Source organism: Liquorilactobacillus aquaticus DSM 21051 (assembly GCF_001436755.1).
Classification (GTDB): Bacteria; Bacillota; Bacilli; order Lactobacillales; family Lactobacillaceae; genus Liquorilactobacillus; species Liquorilactobacillus aquaticus.
The window spans coordinates 35,867-53,541 of the sequence record NZ_AYZD01000009.1; the positions used below are offsets into that span (position 1 = coordinate 35,867).

19 protein-coding genes and 1 pseudogene are annotated in these 17,675 nt (G+C 34.4%); 14 read left to right on the plus strand and 6 right to left on the minus strand.

Features of this window, described 5'->3' with window-relative positions; genetic code table 11:
- Nucleotides 1-51 precede the first annotated feature (51 nt).
- A pseudogene (locus FC19_RS11980) lies at nt 52-312 on the plus strand (aggregation-promoting factor C-terminal-like domain-containing protein); the annotation flags it as partial.
- Between the two features lie 391 nt (nt 313-703).
- Entirely contained in the window at nt 704-952 is a 249-nt protein-coding gene (locus FC19_RS01690) for a hypothetical protein (RefSeq protein ID WP_057875268.1), read from the plus strand.
- A 202-nt stretch (nt 953-1,154) separates the two neighbouring features.
- Here FC19_RS01690 and FC19_RS01695 read toward each other — a convergent pair whose 3' ends face one another.
- Nucleotides 1,155-1,691: a biotin transporter BioY gene (locus tag FC19_RS01695; RefSeq protein ID WP_057875269.1), complete on the minus strand. Its 537-nt coding sequence runs from the start codon at nt 1,689-1,691 to the stop codon at nt 1,155-1,157.
- Nucleotides 1,692-1,947: 256 nt separating this feature from the next.
- Here FC19_RS01695 and FC19_RS01700 point away from each other — a divergent pair, with 256 nt between their 5' ends.
- The 6 genes from FC19_RS01700 (at nt 1,948) to crcB (ending at nt 6,073) form a co-directional block, all read left to right on the plus strand.
- On the plus strand, nt 1,948-2,394 hold the full coding sequence (locus tag FC19_RS01700) for a GNAT family N-acetyltransferase (protein WP_057875270.1): 447 nt from the start codon (nt 1,948-1,950) through the stop codon (nt 2,392-2,394).
- A 104-nt stretch (nt 2,395-2,498) separates the two neighbouring features.
- Nucleotides 2,499-3,056, plus strand: coding sequence for a GNAT family N-acetyltransferase (locus FC19_RS01705; protein WP_057875271.1), 558 nt, complete (start codon nt 2,499-2,501; stop codon nt 3,054-3,056).
- Nucleotides 3,057-3,200: 144 nt separating this feature from the next.
- Nucleotides 3,201-4,397 carry an MFS transporter gene (locus FC19_RS01710; RefSeq protein ID WP_057875298.1) on the plus strand — a complete coding sequence of 399 codons (1,197 nt, stop codon included), beginning with the start codon at nt 3,201-3,203 and terminating at the stop codon, nt 4,395-4,397.
- A 399-nt stretch (nt 4,398-4,796) separates the two neighbouring features.
- Nucleotides 4,797-5,189, plus strand: a complete 393-nt coding sequence (locus tag FC19_RS01715) for a VOC family protein (RefSeq protein ID WP_201782298.1) — start codon at nt 4,797-4,799, stop codon at nt 5,187-5,189.
- Between the two features lie 124 nt (nt 5,190-5,313).
- Nucleotides 5,314-5,706, plus strand: a complete 393-nt coding sequence (locus FC19_RS01720) for a fluoride efflux transporter FluC (protein ID WP_057875273.1) — start codon at nt 5,314-5,316, stop codon at nt 5,704-5,706.
- 4 nt (nt 5,707-5,710) lie between these two features.
- Complete coding sequence (gene crcB, locus FC19_RS01725) at nt 5,711-6,073, plus strand: fluoride efflux transporter CrcB (protein ID WP_057875274.1); 363 nt, start codon at nt 5,711-5,713, stop codon at nt 6,071-6,073.
- 224 nt (nt 6,074-6,297) lie between these two features.
- On the opposite strand, the gene FC19_RS01730 is transcribed toward crcB, so the two are convergent.
- Nucleotides 6,298-6,594 (minus strand): YciI family protein, encoded by a 297-nt coding sequence (locus FC19_RS01730; protein WP_057875299.1) that lies wholly within the window; start codon nt 6,592-6,594, stop codon nt 6,298-6,300.
- Nucleotides 6,595-6,689: 95 nt separating this feature from the next.
- Between FC19_RS01730 and FC19_RS01735 the strand changes: the two genes are divergently transcribed.
- The 6 genes from FC19_RS01735 to FC19_RS01760 all read left to right on the plus strand — a co-directional run bounded on the left by FC19_RS01735 (nt 6,690) and on the right by FC19_RS01760 (nt 13,365).
- The gene (locus FC19_RS01735) at nt 6,690-7,265 is read left to right on the plus strand and encodes a TetR/AcrR family transcriptional regulator (protein WP_057875275.1); all 576 of its coding nucleotides are present in this window, start codon (nt 6,690-6,692) and stop codon (nt 7,263-7,265) included.
- Nucleotides 7,266-7,755: 490 nt separating this feature from the next.
- A complete protein-coding gene (asd, locus tag FC19_RS01740) occupies nt 7,756-8,847 on the plus strand; it encodes an aspartate-semialdehyde dehydrogenase (RefSeq protein ID WP_057875276.1) in 1,092 nt (363 codons plus the stop codon).
- 406 nt (nt 8,848-9,253) lie between these two features.
- Complete coding sequence (locus tag FC19_RS01745; protein WP_057875277.1) at nt 9,254-10,408, plus strand: MFS transporter; 1,155 nt, start codon at nt 9,254-9,256, stop codon at nt 10,406-10,408.
- 452 nt (nt 10,409-10,860) lie between these two features.
- Nucleotides 10,861-11,793: an alpha/beta hydrolase gene (locus FC19_RS01750; RefSeq protein ID WP_057875278.1), complete on the plus strand. Its 933-nt coding sequence runs from the start codon at nt 10,861-10,863 to the stop codon at nt 11,791-11,793.
- Nucleotides 11,794-11,882: 89 nt separating this feature from the next.
- The gene (locus FC19_RS01755; RefSeq protein ID WP_057875279.1) at nt 11,883-12,281 is read left to right on the plus strand and encodes a GNAT family N-acetyltransferase; all 399 of its coding nucleotides are present in this window, start codon (nt 11,883-11,885) and stop codon (nt 12,279-12,281) included.
- A 166-nt stretch (nt 12,282-12,447) separates the two neighbouring features.
- Nucleotides 12,448-13,365, plus strand: a complete 918-nt coding sequence (locus tag FC19_RS01760) for an alpha/beta fold hydrolase (protein WP_057875280.1) — start codon at nt 12,448-12,450, stop codon at nt 13,363-13,365.
- A 505-nt stretch (nt 13,366-13,870) separates the two neighbouring features.
- Here the strand turns inward: FC19_RS01760 and FC19_RS01765 are convergent.
- The 4 genes from FC19_RS01765 to FC19_RS01780 all read right to left on the minus strand — a co-directional run bounded on the left by FC19_RS01765 (nt 13,871) and on the right by FC19_RS01780 (nt 17,517).
- Complete coding sequence (locus FC19_RS01765) at nt 13,871-14,839, minus strand: DUF1307 domain-containing protein (protein WP_057875281.1); 969 nt, start codon at nt 14,837-14,839, stop codon at nt 13,871-13,873.
- A gap of 351 nt (nt 14,840-15,190) precedes the next feature.
- Nucleotides 15,191-15,832, minus strand: coding sequence for a TetR/AcrR family transcriptional regulator (locus tag FC19_RS01770; RefSeq protein ID WP_057875282.1), 642 nt, complete (start codon nt 15,830-15,832; stop codon nt 15,191-15,193).
- A gap of 1 nt (nt 15,833) precedes the next feature.
- Nucleotides 15,834-16,607, minus strand: a complete 774-nt coding sequence (locus FC19_RS01775; protein ID WP_057875283.1) for an ABC transporter permease — start codon at nt 16,605-16,607, stop codon at nt 15,834-15,836.
- Nucleotides 16,597-17,517, minus strand: a complete 921-nt coding sequence (locus FC19_RS01780; protein ID WP_057875284.1) for an ABC transporter ATP-binding protein — start codon at nt 17,515-17,517, stop codon at nt 16,597-16,599. The genes FC19_RS01775 and FC19_RS01780 overlap by 11 nt, the downstream gene beginning before the upstream one ends.
- Between the last annotated feature and the right edge of the window lie 158 nt (nt 17,518-17,675).

The window sequence follows — 17,675 nt, forward strand, 5'->3', positions numbered from 1 at the left end:
GTGGTAGCAAGTACTGCTACTGCAAATTCAAGCGTAAATGATACAAGCACAACTGCATCAACTAACTCAACTACATCAACTAACTCAAGTGCAGAGGAAGCAGCTAAAGAATGGATCGCTCAAAAAGAATCAAGCGGTTCATATACTGCACAAAACGGGCAATACTATGGTAGGTATCAGTTGACTATTACTTACTTGAATGGCGATTTATCAGCTGCTAATCAAGAAAAGGTCGCAAATCAGTATGTAACTTCTCGTTATGGTTCATGGGTTGCTGCAAAAGCTCATTGGGAAGCTTACGGTTGGTACTAAGAAAAGATTATTTTATGCAAAATAGCATATTACCGTTGAGCTTTATAACATAAATTCTTCAAAGAAAAAGCAGGCTAGTAGGAATCATACTTGATTCCTACTAGCCTGCTTTTTTGTCAGATAAACCGTTATAACCACAATGCAATGGACCATATTCATTATCGAAAAGACTTAATAAATATTAAATAAAGTAACCTCAAAAATGACTATAAAATACTTACGTTTGCAAATAATCTCTAAACAGTATCTCCTTTCCAGGGCCTTTCCTTAAATTTGTAGTTTTTCTTATCAAATAAATAATTTTAGCTTCAGCAGATATTAACAATTATCGCCTATACTGACTATATTGATTCGAAAGTTTCGGTGTCAATTATAAAAGGAGATAATTTTAATGAATATTGACTTAAATATTGTTTCAGCTAAAATTGTTGGCGTTAGAAAAAAACAGATCATTTGTAAAACAGAAACCAATGAATTCCTTTTGATTAATAAACCAGCTATGTTAAAAAACGATAAAATCTTCACTCAAGTTATGTTTGATCTTTTAAGAAATGAACTCTGGATCCCTGTAAATAAAAAATTAAAAAAACTAATGCGGTATGATTGGTTGGACGATTCAGCCGAAAATCTGGCATTTTGACAACGAAGGGCGCAAGATGTTTAAGTATAAAAAATTTCAAGGCAGTTTTATTGAGACACTATTTTTGTATATGTGTCTTCGATAGTACTGCTATTTTTATATCGTTTTTTGATGTATTTATTTTTTCAATTTAACATGAGTCATAATAAATCATAGAGTTTAAAAAATTTTTACCTAGCCGGTGCAAAAGCCAACCTTAAGTTTAGTTTCTGAATGCTTTATAAACCTTTAGTTTCTTGAATATAAATAATGCTGCAATTGCTTTGATCGTATCACCAGGAACAAATACCAAAACAGTCAGTATAGCTTTGGGAAAGGGCATACCTATTAACAAAGTTAAACCAACAGCCCCGCAAAAGTTGATGAAGGCAACTCCAACAAACCAAATTGTCAGAAAATCAACTAAGATTTTTTCGTCGTTAAATATTTTTAAGCCTTTACCTATAAGTAAGGGGCAGAAGAGATAGCTGATCAAAAAACCGCCTGAGGGACCTATGAAAGTTAAAAAACCGCCGCGACCACCAGGCAGAAAAGGACAACCTAAGGCCACTAAAGTAAGTAGCATTAAAACTGCTAAACATCCCTTCCTAGAGCCTAGTAAAGCTCCAGCCAGTATGATCCCCAAGTCCTGTAAAACAATAGGTACCGGAATATAACCGAGGGGAATAGCTGGAATTAAACCCAAAATAATTAAAATGGATGTCATTAAGGCAACCTGAGTTACAGTTCGTACTCTCATCTCAAACCTCCCAATAATAATTACGTTTAAAACAATACAACTTAGTTAACCCAAGAGTCAAATGCAGTTAACTAAATGAACGCATTGTTTAAAAATAACAAATGAAAGAGTTGACAAATATCTGGCAGTGACAGTTAATCTACTTGAAATTTATCTTTTATTTAATAAACTGGCTTCAAACCTTTATACTATAAGTTAGTTAACGATTTAATTTTTATACTTTTTTGCTTAAATTATTTTTAAAAAGAGGTGTTCTATGACAGCAGAGCTTAGAAATATAAAACAAATTAAGATTCGCAAAATGTCTCTAAGGGACTATGATAGTGCTTATCTTCTTTGGAAAAGAACATCTGGGATGCACCTAAGAGAAGCAGAGGACAATTTTACAGAAATTAGTCGCTTGATAAAATTCAATCCAGATTTATGTTTTGTAGCTGAGTTTAAGCATAGGATCATAGGTACGGTCATGGGCGCTACTGACGGAAGAAGAGGCAAAGTTTATCATCTAGCAATAGATGGAGATTTTCGCAATTTGAAATTAGCAAGTAATCTACTAGATCGGGTATATGTACGATTAAAAGAAGTGGGTATTCGTAAAATTTCAATCTGCGTTATGAAAAATAATCAAATTGGCGAAAATTTTTGGGAACATTGTGGTTTTCAAAAGCGGACAGATATCAATTATTTTGATCGGTTTTTGTAATCAAACTAAGAAAGTAATAATCAACTAAGATCTGATTAACAACGTTGAATGTGAACTATTATGATACTACGTTTCAAAATTTAATTGCTAAGGACGTTTTTTTTGTGACTATCAAACTCAGAAAAATTCAACACAAAGATGCTGAAGCATTTTGGAACATGGCTTTCAGCAATGAAGACGCGGAATGGACAAAGGGGAATGGGCCATACTTCCAAGAAGAACTTCCAACCAAAAGCAGTTTTATTGCTGGACGTGTAGGTGCTGACTACATGAATAATCCGTTGAAAAAAATTATCTTGCTTAATAATAGAATGGTCGGGATGGTCTCTGCACACTATGAAGATGGAAATCTGCAAAAATGGCTCGAGGCAGGAATCGTAATTTATAATCAGAGCAACTGGCAGCAGCATATAGGTTTCCAAGCGTTTTCTTTATGGATTGACGAGCTTTTTGAAAAAACAGATCTTCCACATATCGGACTGACCACTTGGGCTGGCAATCAGCGCATGCTTGGACTGGCCGAAAAAATGGGACTGAAAAAAGAAGCAGAAATTCGTCAAGTTCGTTACTGGAATGGTCAGTATTGGGATTCTATTAAATACGGTGTTCTGCGTGATGAATGGGAAAAGGGGGATCGATCACAGATCTCGCATTTAAAATGAAAAATTAGTTGATTAAAAAAGAGAGACATTCATTTGTTTTTCATAATCTATAGAACCTGATATTGTCTTAATGTTCAAAAATAAAATGTGCTTTTTATGCTGCGTTGCCTTCTAGTTTCTTTTAATGTATTCTTAATAACTATAATGAACAAAATAAAAAAAGGTTATTTTCCACTCATATTGAGCCCATTTGCTTCACAGCTAGGCTCTGCCATTTATGTTTTGGGTCTTAATTGGCTTATTGTTCGAAGTACTGGGAATACTAAAACATTAGGCCTAATTGAAGGATTAGGAGGTTTAGCATTTCTTTTAGGAGACTTTTTAGTTGGCTTATTAGTAGATCAGTATAATCGAAAAAAAGTTTTAATTTGGACAGACATTGTTTCAGCCCTGATGTGTTTTGTGGGCAGTTTTTATGTAAATAATGAAAAACCTCAGGTTTGGTTGTTAATTGCAATCACTTCTATCCTGAATTTAATGTTGTCCTTAAATTATCCAGCGGCTAAGGCGCTTGCACCTGAAGTGGTCGCAAAAACTCATTTGCAAAAATTTAATGCAATTTCAAATACTTTTTTCAATTTAGCTAATATAGGCGCTCCACTTATTGGTGGAGCTCTGCTAGCAATCAAAGGCATTGATTTTATGGAATTTTTGTTGATAAACGCTTTATCCTATATTGTTGCACTTATGATGAATTTATTAATTCCATATAAAAATAAATCGGATGTAAAAGGAGATAAGAAAGAGTCAGCCCTTGCTAGTACTTTAACTGGTTTTAAATATGTCAAAAAACATCCAAGATTACTAATGTATATGTTAGCCATGGGCATCTTTAATTTTTGTTACGCGGGTTTTTTGTTGGCTGCACCTTATGTAGCACAGCATTTTTTTGAAGGACGTTCAACGAACTATAGTTTATTCCTAACTTTTTCTGCTGCTGGAGGCATTTTAGGTGGTTTATGGCTTACTTTTCAAAAAAGAGAAATTTCACCTCAGCGCATCTATCAAGAACAACTCTTTTGCGGTTTTGTTCTTATTATTTGTGGAAGTTTTCTTTCTCTGTCAACCTGGATATTGATTGCTTTAGTATATGGCATTTTTCAAACAAGATTTTTTGGGAGCATTACTACATTTATTCAAGGTGAGACTGACACTGCATTTTTAGGGCGAATATTCGGATTAACTTTTTTATTTTTTGATGGAATTCAACCCGTGGGAGACTTTATTTTTGGCTTTTTCGTTAGCAGCTGGAATCAATGGACCTATGTAATCTTGGGTGGATGCTTGGTAACTTCTTTTTCACTACTCCAGCATTTTAGAAAAGATGATACACTAAGTTAGCCTGTTATCCAGTACTAACGTATCATACTCTTTTAATATTTTTTCTCGTAATGAAAATAATAGCTTTAAGGTTAATCGGGCTGGCTCAAAAAACGAATTTTGAGCCACTTCTTTATTGATTCTGTATACACAGGCTCCATAAGTCAAAATTTTCCGTCTAACTTCGAATTACCCGTAGCAAGGAAGATGCTAAATCCATACTTTTGCGTTGGTACTCAAATTTTAGCAATTACGTCACACTTCCTTTTTCTGTAGAATTTAAAACAAGCTACGCAGCAAAGATCAAATACGAAGATAAGTCGGCGAAGAGGCTAACATGACAAACATAGTTAACAAATCTGGACATTAATCTGGTTAAAATAGTAAGTAGCGGAGGTGTTTTGTTTGGAAAAAAACGGAATAATTCATCATATTGAGCTATATGTCAGTGATTTATATACTTCTAGAAGATTTTGGGAAGTATTATTGATCGATCATTTAGGATATAAAAAATATCAACAATGGGAAAGGGGAATAAGTTATAGTAAAGGTAATTCTCCCTACATCGTATTTGTCCAAGCTGCTAAAGAAAAGCTACTGCCAGCTTACAATCGAACAAGAGTTGGGCTAAATCATCTAGCATTTTCGATTTCAGACAAAAAGAAGCTTGCACAAATAAGGAGCGAGTTGAATTCTCTAGGATATAAAGAGCTATACCCTGAAAAATATCCACATGCAGGTGGAAAAAAACATTACGCTCTTTATTTTGAAGATCCTGATAGAATCAAGGTAGAAGTGGTGTTGGAGAATTAATTTTTTTGAGTCAGTTTTGAAAAATACAGATAATTAATGTTAACGGGGACGTCGTCAACGCCGCCTAAAATTATAGTAAGTACTTGTCACTAAGAGACAATTGCTGCAAAGGAGGTTAAATCAAATGAAAAAAAATTGGATAAATGCTCTAAGTATATTATTTTTTGCATTTTGGGGAGGTATACTCCGCTATCTGTTCAGCATGTGGTTTGGCTTCAACGGCACAATCATGGTTAATCTCATAGGTTGTTTCTTATTAGCTCTTCTAACATATTTCTTCATAACATTTAAAAATTTTGCAGAATGGTTAACACTCGGTTTGGGCACTGGATTAATAGGTTCTTTTACAACTTTTTCAAGCTTCAATCTTGATATTTTTAAGTTGACTTCTCTTAATAATTCCGAGTATTTATTTTTCTATGTAGCAATAAATATTTTTGGTGGACTGGTACTAACATTCCTAGGCTCATTTATAGGAATTTATTTGGGTAACAAAAGTAAGATAAGGAGAAAATAATAAGTTGATATATTTAATAGGACTTGGTGCGGCTCTGGGCTCGTTGTTGAGATTTGAAATAACTATGAAAACAAAAATGTATTTCAAAACAAGCTGGCCCTTAGCAACTTTTCTAATTAATCTTAGCGGTGCATTCCTTCTTGGTTTCATGTTTGGCTTTCATTTTCAACAAAGCTATTTTCTCTTCTGGGGGACTGGAATAGTAGGTGGATTCACAACTTTTTCAACTTTAAATTCCGAGATTGTGGAACTTTTTAATAACAAACATCTTTATACAGGGCTAAACTATATGGTGTTCAGTTATCTAGGCGGTTTTATCTTACTTTTTATTGGATATTTTCTTGGCAAACTGATTGGATATTTATAGTAACATCAAAGATGACAGAACTAAAAGGTGACCATAAATGCGACACGAATACAACTATGTCAAAAAAATGAACGACCCTCATCATCAGCAATTAAAAATGACAGTAAGGTTCGTTCACAAATTTTCATTCAAACAAAACTACAGAAAAACGTCCTATTAAGAAGACGCTTATTTTGATCGAAACAATGTTGAATATCATAAAAGAAACTAGAAAACATACAAAATTAATTATCGTGTCCAATTATCTTTTTAAATATTTCATTTGATTTAGTTGGTTCAAATTCGATAACGCTGTACTTTGCTATTCCCTCTTTATAAAAAGGATCATTATGATAAATCTTTTCAGCCTCCTGAAGAGTAGGCGCCTTACAGAGAATTACACCGCCCGTGCGAGGCTTTTTTCTGCCTGAAAAAACGAAATTTCCCTTTTTATAAAAGGTTTCTAAATAATGATTGTGCTTATCTAAAAATTTTTCAACTTCGTCTAACGGTTTAATATAGGTTAAACTAAAGAAAAACAACATGCTCACATCCTTAATATATTTATTTGAACATATTCACTGAACACATTCATTTTACTTTAAAAAAATACTATTGTCAAAGGGGCCTTTTAACTATGACACGTGCAGAAAAAAAAATTAAAACTCGTAGGGAGGTATTTAAAGCTGCAATTAAGCTGTTTAACGTTCATGGCATCGAAAAAACAAAAATATCTGATATCGCAAAAGAAGCACATGTTTCTGTAGGGACATTCTATGTTCATTTCAAATCAAAAGAAGATATAATTAGCGCTATCTATTATGAAGATTTTAATAATTTTATGAATTTTAACATTCAACAAGTCGAAAAAAGAAATTTGAATTTAAAAGAAATACTATTAGAAATTGGAATCCTAGAACTGCGTTTTGCAAAAAAAGTTGGTCTTGAAATTACAACGGCTGCATTTATAGCAAATTTGCAGACCAATATTGAAATGCCAGGCAACCATTTTGGAAAGCGGACTTTTTCTTTAAAAATAAAAAAAATGCTTAGTAAATTAGCGGTAGGGACATCAAAAGACAGTGAAATTCTTTTTCAAGAGTTTGAAACTATAGTACGTGGCACAATGCTTACTTGGTGTTTTAGCAATGGAGCAGTTAATATGGTCAGTTTAGGGACTCCACTTTTAGAAAACTATTTGAATAACCTGTAAATATTATAAAGTAGCATTTTAATCAAGTTGCTACACTGAACATCAGCACTACTTATCATGAAAAATTGCTAAAAATCTTGCAGAATTATTTTCAATGCGCAAAGATATATCGTTATAAATTTTTTGTTGTTCTCAGACAGCAGTAAATCAAAAAAGACTACTTTGACATTCCTTTTTAGTAGTGCTACCATACTTTCATAAATATTGAAAATAGGTGGTAAATACTATCTAGTATGATTCTTAAAAAAGTGGCTAATTATAATCGAATGCTTAAGTATTTTTTCATAATGTTGTATGTAAACTAATCGTTTATACCCAAAAGACGAATATAACGCGCTTGTCATTAAATAGTTTCTTGCGTTTTTGAAATTATTCGAGTTTATCGTAAAGGAAAGATATATTTCACTCAAGTGAGACAAAAATGAAAAAATTATGATCAGTTATTCGAAAATTGACAAGAATTATAAATAATAAAGTGGGGTCAAAAATAATGGACAAGAAACTAAAGGTTGGTATCTTAGGAGCAACAGGCATGGTTGGGCAGCGTTACATTACATTATTAGCAGATCATCCTTGGTTTGAGGTAGTATTAGTTGCTGCAAGTTCACGTAGTGCCGGGAAAACCTACGAACAGGCTGTCGCTGGGCGCTGGAAAATGGAAGGACCAATTCCAACGGCAGTTAAAGATTTAACTGTTTTAGATGTCGATCAAGTTGATCGAATTGCAGACGAAGTTGATTTCGTTTTTTCAGCTGTCAGCATGTCCAAAGACGAAATCAAAAAAATCGAAGAAAAATATGCTAAAGCAGAAATACCAGTTGTTTCTAACAATAGTGCTCATCGGTGGACGCCTGATGTACCGATGATTGTTCCGGAAATCAATCCAGATCATTCTCGCGTTATAAAGTTTCAACGCGAGCGTCTCGGTACAAAGAAAGGTTTTATTGCCGTTAAACCTAATTGTTCAATTCAGAGCTATGCTCCGGCCTTATCAGCTTGGAGAAAATTTGAGCCGACTCAAGTAATAGCAACAACTTACCAAGCAATTTCGGGTGCTGGTAAAACCTTTAAAGAAGCACCTGAAATTTTAAATAACGTTGTTCCCTTCATTGGTGGCGAGGAAGAAAAATCTGAAAAAGAACCATTGAAAATTTGGGGTCGAGTTGATGATCAAGAAAAGGCAATCATCCCCGCAGTTTCGCCTGTAATTACAAGTCAATGTCTACGAGTAGCAGTCTTATATGGGCATACTGCAGCCGCTTTTGTTAATTTTAAACAAAATCCAACTAAGGAAGAATTGATCCAGGCCTTGGAAAGTTATCGCGGCGTTCCGCAGGAAATGAAATTGCCGAGTGCACCAAAACAATTCATTCAATATTTAACAGAAAATGATCGCCCGCAAGTTCGTTTCGATGTTAACTTTGAAAAAGGTATGGGGATCTCGATTGGTCGATTACGTCCAGATAAGATTTTTGATTGGAAGTTTATTGGCTTATCTCATAACACTGCACGTGGAGCAGCAGGCGGGGCCATACTTTGTGCTGAATTACTGAAGGCTCAAGGTTACATTACAGCAGATTAAAGTATTTCCCTTTATCCTTGCTTTTTGCCGCTTAAAGGATCCTAGAACATAGGTAAATAGGTAACATAATACTTTTTTGGTTATATTTTTAGGAGAGACAAAATTCACAACTTTGCCTGGGATTTAATAAAGTTAAAGATATAGTTGAGCTTAATATTTTTCAAATTTTTGACTTATAAAACACTTTTATCTGGAATCAATAAGGGAAATATTTTGAAGTGTCCTACAATCATTAGACTTACTTGTCTAACAATTGTAGGGCACTTCATTTATGGTCACTGTATTAAATCCTTAATGATGCAAGAATTGAGCATCAATGATTTGTCAAAATAATTCAGTTAGTTATGCTTTACTCATTGAAAAATATTTGAGTGCTGCAGTATGATCAATATTTGGAGTCCTGTATATGAAAAAAAATATTTCGCTTCTTTCAGCTAGTATGTTTGTTAATATGGGGATTGGACTAATTATGCCGATCACGACCTTATATATTCATCAAGATCTAGCAAAAAGTCTTGTTACTTCTAGCTATGTTTTAATGGCTTTTTCTATTTTTATGGTGCTTGGTAATCTCTTAGGTGCTCAGCTCTTTGATCGTTGGAATCCAAAATTGACAAGCTTTTTAGGGGCAGGGATCGTACTGCCTTCATTGGCTTTACTTGTAGTCTTCCCTGTGTGGCCACTTTACGTATTACTGATCATTTCTTATGGTTTTGGTCTAGGGATACTCAATTCAAGCATCAATGGGTATATAGCATACAAACAAAAAAAGGACAGCAATCTTTTCACTAATGCTTATTGGTTAGCAAACCTCGGGATGGGCATCTCAACCTTTCTTTCTGGGATACTATTTTCAGTTAGTATTAAGATAGTGTTTCTAGGAGCCTTTCTGCTTTTTCTTCTAACTTTTTTCATCATTTGGTTATTTATTCCAAATATTAAAATTGTTCACCATCTAGCCCAAAATGAGCGTTATCGCATCCCAATTAGAAAAAATAAAAAAAATTTTTTTTACTTAATGATACTTTGTTTAAGTCTGATAGTTATTTGGATTGGTTATGAACAATGGAACAGCAATATATCAGTTTATATGTTGTCAAAAAACAATTCAGTTCAGCAGTACAGTTTTCTCTTTACAATTTCAACAATTGAAATTGTAGTGATTCAGCCTATATTCAATCATTTTTTTAGAAATACTTTTGAAAACGAAAAGTTCAGAATGCTTTTAGGAATTTTGTTATTTGGTATTTCTTATCTGAGCATAGTTGGAGCAGGGTCATATTGGCGTTTTGTTTTTGGAATTACACTTTTATCAATCGGGGATATGCTGGCATTAACAACAACTCCTGCTCTTCTTAATAGATTCGCTACAGATTATAATCGCGCATCTATTCAATCGGTTGGGGGGACCTCAGCTTCACTTGGTAGAGCAATCGGACCATTAATAGGCGGTGCTATGATAACCGCTACTGACTTCACGCTTACCTTTATTTTAATGTTCTCTTTACACTTTTTTGTAGCAATTTTGGGTACGTTTTTACAGAACCCTCAAAAACAGTAGCTTAAAAATGCTGATGAAAAATTTCGAATAAGAATGTCAACAACAGATAGGTTTGTAACATGCTAAATAATAACCATTCTTTAAACGATCTAATGCCTAAAATTTTTATTAAGTCAAAGAATTGGAGTTTCTGTTTGCCAACCTTTTCTTAAATCAATACCTAAAGATTAGCTCTAGTAAAAGCAAAAGATTAATAATAGTGAATTATGCTTTTATTAAATCTATTTTTTCAGGCAATAGGATGTTACGTTCAACCATTAAAAAAACAGATTGTCATCTTTTTGGACGTAAGGGCAAGTATAGAATGTTTCGACCGTAAAGAAAACAAATCAAATTATAAGTTACACTCAGAAAAAAAGATGGATAGCATTAGTAAGGGTTTACAATTATTTTTGTTATAATAGCGGTAATTAGAATAGTTTGACTAAGAATTTTAGAACGGAGGTAGTTGTATGCAGGATGAGTCATTGTTAGCGCACCTCATGCATAATTGGCACGAAGTTGCAAAGAAAGATCAACAACGAATACTTAGACAGGCAAAACCGCTTGGGGCTCTCACCCAAACAGATTATTCTTATATTAGTAAAGCAGGCCCTCTGCAAAAGCTTAACCTATATTTTCCACGTAGTTTTGACACTGAAAAGCTGCCGACTATTATAGATATTCATGGCGGTGGTTGGATGTATGGTGACTGTCACTTAAACGACAATTATTGTCGTTTCTTAGCTTTTCAAGGATATGCTGTAATGGCAATGAGCTATCGTTTACTTCCACAGATCGGGCTCAGAGAAATGATACAGGATATTTTTGCAAGTCTGCACTGGTTAGAATCATTTGGTTCGCAAAAGGGACTTGACCTAACACGCGTTTTCTTAGTCGGGGATTCAGCAGGCGCTCACTTAGCGGGATTAACACTATGCATTCAAAAAAGCCTCCGCTTGCAGAACATTTATGGGGTAGAGGCACTTAAGTTCAACTTTGACGCACTAGCTATTATTTGCGGCGTAATGGAGCCCCGCAAACTTGCGCTGGGCAACGGCATTATGAGCCAAGCTGCAAATTTACAGCTTAAGTTAATGATTGGTAAAAATCCTGAAATAAGTAATGCTATCGACTTCTCACAAGTATGTCGAAACATACATTTGCCACCTATTATGATTATTGGCGGAGAAGAAGATAGTTTCTGGTGGCAAACAAAGCTCCTCCTAGAGATACTTAAGCAAAATAAATTCGAGTTTCATACTAAATTATGGCTGCACTCACAAGGTCCTCATTTGACTCATGTGTTTAATGTTAGTCATTGGGAATGGAGCGAGAGTCAAGAAACCAATCTTGCAATGTTGGATTTTTTCCAAAAAAACTCTGTCAGTAAACAAAAAAATTGACTTGCGTAGTACAAACCATTGATTACGCCAAAAAATAAAAAAGAAGAAAAACAAATAAAATTTAACACTGTACTTGGGGATGAAAAATTTTGATTAATTATACTAATAAAAAAGAAATAACTGCTGCCGATTTAGCACAGGTTTTCAAGAATTCAGGTATTCATCGTCCTGTAGATGATTTGCCTCGCTTAAAACTAATGATCAAAAATGCGGATATTCTATGGACTGCATGGGACAATAAGAAGCTTGTGGGAATAGCCCGAGCAATAACAGATTATAGTTATGCTTGCTATCTGTCAGATTTAGCTGTTGATAAAACTTATCAACGACACGGGATAGGGCGTAGGTTAATTAAAAGTCTTCATTCACAAATCGGACCTGACGTTTCCTTGCTTCTTCTATCTGCACCCTCGGCATTAGAGTATTACCCAAAGGTAAATTTTGAAAAGATCGATAATGCCTTTTTAAAAAGAAGAAGACCCTTTTAAAAACAATGTTACTTATTATAAAAATCAGATAATTACCAAATGTAAAGGTTAGAACAACCAATTATTGTATCATTTTGTTGTCAGCAATAGAGAAGGTCTTCTAAACGATTGTCAGATTGACATTACCGGTCACGAAAATAATCTAGCCCTATCAGAGGTGTAGAAAATGTTGATATGTATTTTAGTTGCATTAATCGTTGTTTTTTGTATTATTATTGTTTGCCAGTATCATAATGACATAAAGGCGGCTTATAAACGACTGGGATCCTATAATATAAAAACTATAGCAACAAAATTTGGAACAATGTCTTATGTTGACGAAGGAAAAGGTGAGGTAATTCTTATTTCGCACGGCATTTTTGGAGGATATGATCAAGGTTCTACCAGCTTGAGTCAAATAGTAGGAGAACGATACAGGAAAATATCTATTTCACGTTTTGGTTACCCTGGATCAAAACTGCCAAATAATCCGACTCCAGGAAATCAAGCAGAAGTGTTTATTGAATTGCTTGATGAATTGGGCATCAACCAGGCATACATACTTACAACCTCTGCTGGTGGTGCTGCCGGATTTCAGTTTGCATTGGCATATCCAGACAGGTTAAAAGGATTGATTCTTTTATCATCCGGTGTACCAGATAAAAAAAGGAACAAAGATGAAATAAAAGCACTTGGAGCGACGGGACCACCAAAATTACTAATCAATGACTTTTTTATGTGGTTTTCTACAAAATATTTTGGCTTTATATTCAATTCTATGATGGGATCCGATGTGAGCAATGGTGCTTTGCTTGAAACTATGCTCCCTGTAAAGCCTCGAAGACAGGGGATCTTAGCCGATACTAAGATTACAAATATTGACATGACGCTGCATTACGAAAAATATACGATTGAGGGGTTGAAAACTCCTATACTGGTAATTCATGCGAAAGACGATCCGCTGGCAAAATATGAAAACGTAGAAAAATTACTCACGCGTGTTGACACCGAGACTGCTGTTTTTGAAACAGGGGGGCACACTATTGAGGGACACGCTGATCAAGTAAAAAAGGCAATTATAAGATTTATAGAAAAAGAAAAATAATTTATGGTGACCAATTCAAAATATTATCCTAAGTATTTGTTATAGATTAATGTTTGCCTTATTTCGAAAAACACTGGTTAAAAGTATGGCTACATTAATTGTGGTTTATCAACTGCTGAGTTTACGCATCATAAGATAATATTTTGTTTGTTTAATGAACAATTACAATTCTGGTATATTTATTTGTAAAAAATGGTATCTCTTGAAATAAGAGATGAGTTATTATATGTTGCGGGAAAGTACTCTTTTGAACTTGTCTTTACACGAAATGAGCAAGTAGGTTATTAAATTTTAGACGCAACTTATTAAAACCTGCCATTTAAAATTTGAATTTCATTCTGTATGTTGAGTTAGTAAAATATACAAAAAGCCGAACTCAAAATGAGGCGGCTTTTTTAAGGCATTTCTAGTAAGACAATATTGGTGTGAATATCTTCTGTAAGTTCTGGTCAAAAAACACAGCGCACGGAAACCAGTCATCATGAGTAAAACTAAAAAGATAGTTTTAATTGCTTTCACTTTTTGAAATTAGTTTATCATTGGTAAAATAAAAGCTGTAGTTTTTATTTGTAGTTCTATTTCGGTAAACCAATGTCGTATAAGAGCTACTGCCGCTACTAGTCACAGTTACTCTAGTTGGTTCGCCTAATACGGTGATCACAACATCGTAATCAGTTCCGTTTTCAAGGGAGTCAAAAGTGGCGCTTGAAATATTTTTCCCAGCAGTTCCATATCTACTAAGGCTTTTTGTCCTAATCTGTTCTCCGATCGTATAAACAGATATATATGCCGTTTTATTCTGCGAAAGATACCACAAATATGAACCCCGTTCTGTACCGGAGGTCTGAGTCTTTTGCGTTCTATCTGGTCTGCCAAGTTGTTTCTTTAATTCGGCAATGGTCGTAGCGTTCGCATCAAGACTTGAGGAAGCGATTTTAATTTTATTAAAGTCATTAATTGAATAGGGCTTGCGTGTTAATTCTTTTTGCGTGAATTTTTGAAATTTATTATCAGTTATTTTGACGAACTTATTTCTTTTCAGAAGCGTTTCACTTCTTTTCAAACTAATATTATTACTTTTTGTACTGGAAGAATAACGCATGCCTGGAAGATTTCTAATCTTTTCAATATCGACTTTACTATAGTCTATCGTTAATTCTTCTTGAGCATATGTTTTTTTGTAAGTGATTTTTTCGGTTAGACCATCAATTCCTTGGAAACGTTTTGAAAATGGAACAAGTATTTGCTGGGCGCTTTCTTTGTCAGTAACGCCTAATGCAGAGTAAAGGACTATACTTCGAGTTTCCTGTCGCGTAACTTTGTCTCTTCGCGCATAATATGTCAATCGAGTATCTGTTCCGTTGCCAAAACGCTGGTAGTGTACCTGTTTCTCTGGTAAAAGACTGCATGCTGCTAATATAAAGATAAAGGCAAAAATTGATAAAATACTCCCCCAAAAATGATAGCGTTTCATTTTAATTCCCCCTTTAACTAACTTACGGCCTTAAGTTACACCCCTACATCTCCATTCTACTTGGTAAGAAAAGCTTTTGGAAGTTAATAACCTACTCACTACTTATCAGATTATAAAACACTTACTTTATCTAAATGTAAGCCGTGTTGTAAAAGATAGAAACACTATGAATACCTCGGTAAAAAAGTGAACAAACGAACATCAGACAAAAAAGCGTCTCATAAAGAGGCGCTTTTTTATTTTAGAGAAAATGATAATCAACTTTAGTCTGCGTAAAACCGACTGTCTTACTCTTTACAAACTTTATATTTTTTTATAGGTAGATCATTACCCTATAGAGTAGAATTCTCATTACTTCCAACCAGTCAAAATTGCTTTAAGTCCCATTAAAAACTGTTGCTCACTAGTATATTGTTCAGTCTGCAGTGCCTGTAGTAGTTCACTTAGAGGGCCTGAATTATCTTGTAACTCTTTCATTACTTCTGAATCAATTTTCCCACCATCTGCTGGTTCAATCGCCTCGGCCCACACAAAACCTAAAGTGTACACGGTCAAAGAATTGATTAGAAAAACTGTTGTTGGTTGAATATTCAGCCCCTTTTCCTTCAACTTGGTCAAAGTTTCTTCCACTAACGTAAATTCTGATCTAGTAACTATTGGGTGGGTTGAGATCAGAGGTAAGACATGTGGATGCTTTAATAAAGTTTGTCGTAATTGAGACATTAGATCAGTTACATATTCTTGCCAACTACTATTGGTGCTCTTACATGTTTTTAGAATTAGGGCATTTCGCCAGATCAACTCAACTAGTCCATCAAAAAGTGCTCCTTGATTTGGAAAATAGCGATAGACTGCCATTGGCGAAACATTCATTTCTTGCCCCAATTTTCGCATTGTAAATTTCTGAAGACCTGCTTGATCAAGCAGATTAAGTGCAGTCTGTAAAATATAAGTTCGACTCAAAGTTTCCTTTGTTGGTTTAACGGGTTTCATGCTAAATATTTCCTTCTTTCAAGGGTCGATGATAAAAACCAATCAAAGATATTATACAAAAAGTTGCTGTGATACTCCATAGAGGAACTAAACAATGATTGATAGTACTGAAATTACCGCTATTAAGACTGATTTTTTTCATGGCTGAAAGTGCCCAATATGCGGGATCAATTCTGGCCAAAACTTTTGCCCAATGAGGAAATGTGCTAACTGGTGATAAGCTGCCACCTAACCCAGCCATTAAAATTCCTAGAAGATTAGACAACGATAACGCTATAGATGCAGATTTAGTCCAACTAACTAATAAGATACCAAAAAAGGTTAGTGTTGCAGCAAAAGACATAACGACAATGATAAAAGCCAGCCAACTGCCATTGATACGAAACTTAAATAATAGGGTACTAAGCAAAAGTACAGCGGCAAGCTGTAGCACTTGAATTAAATAGGCTACGAATACTTTTCCAGTAATTATTTCAGTCATAGAAGTTGCTGAAATTTGCTGGCGATTCCAAGTGTTCCAATTAGCTTCGTCAAAAAACATTTGAATAATTAATTGAATCGAAAAAAAAGAAAACAAAATTGCTAGTCCTGGAATGACTTGTTCAGCTCCATTAGCATGTGAATATCCTTCTGAAATTAATTGTGTTTTGGCTGTCGGTAACATGAAGGGTGCCATAATCAAGGGAACTAAGATCATAATAAACTGTACAGTGGGGTTAGCTAATTGCAGACGACTATTTAATTTAACGACCGCAAAAATTTGTTTAATCTTCATCGGTAATCCTCTTCTCCAATAACCTATGGTAGGCTGATTCTAAATTGGCTTTCAAAAACTTGATATTAGTTAATTGGTACTTATGGATTTCCGGATTGCCAAGGGTTTCTTGTAATAATTCAACGTAACTATTGTTTTTTAAACCTATTGATTTTAAATGGCCGTTTTCTTCTTTCCAGCCTTTTAAATCAGGCAATTGACCCTCAAAGTAAAGCTCTAATGAAGGCTGGGCGTATTGTTGAAGAATTTCTTCTAAACTTCCAGTAGTCTGAAGTATCCCATGATTTAAAAAAACAATTTTTGCTTCAAGATCCTCCATTTCTTGCAGATAATGTGTTGTATAAATAACGGTAATTCCTTGACTACTCAATTCTTTGACAGCCCGAATAATTTGATTACGAGAATCTACATCTGCACCAACAGTTGGTTCATCCAAAAAAATGATTTTTGCCTGATTCATTAGAGCAATAGCGGAATGTAGACGCCTTTTTTGACCATCACTCAAATTTTCTGCTTTCTGGTTTTCAATTTTTTTCAGATCAAAAACTGCTATCACTTGAACATACTTTTCCTTAATTTGCCTTTTCGACAGACCACTGAAAGCACCAAAACTTTGCAAATTTTGCTTGACTGTTAACTGCGGGTAAATGCCTAATTCTTGTGGAGCAATACCCAAATACTTTCTTAGCTGATGCTTATTCTTAGAGAATAATCTGTTTAATAACCAGATTTCACCAGAATCAGGAATCACTAAACCCGTCATAATTTTAATCAACGTTGACTTTCCAGCACCATTGGGGCCGAGTAATCCAATAATTTCACCTTGTTTTATTTCTAAATCTATTCCTTTTAAAATAGGCCGTTCATCAAATTGTTTGTGAACTTGTCTAAGCTTAATAGCTAGTGGCATAATCTTTTCCTCCATTCAGTTTACAACGCACTCTACGTTTACGCTGTAAACTAAATATAAAAAACATTCAAGTATTAAAATAATTAGGTTCAGCTGTTAAAAATATGAGTGAAAAATCAAACGAGTAATTTCAAATGAAAGGATATCAGACCATGCCT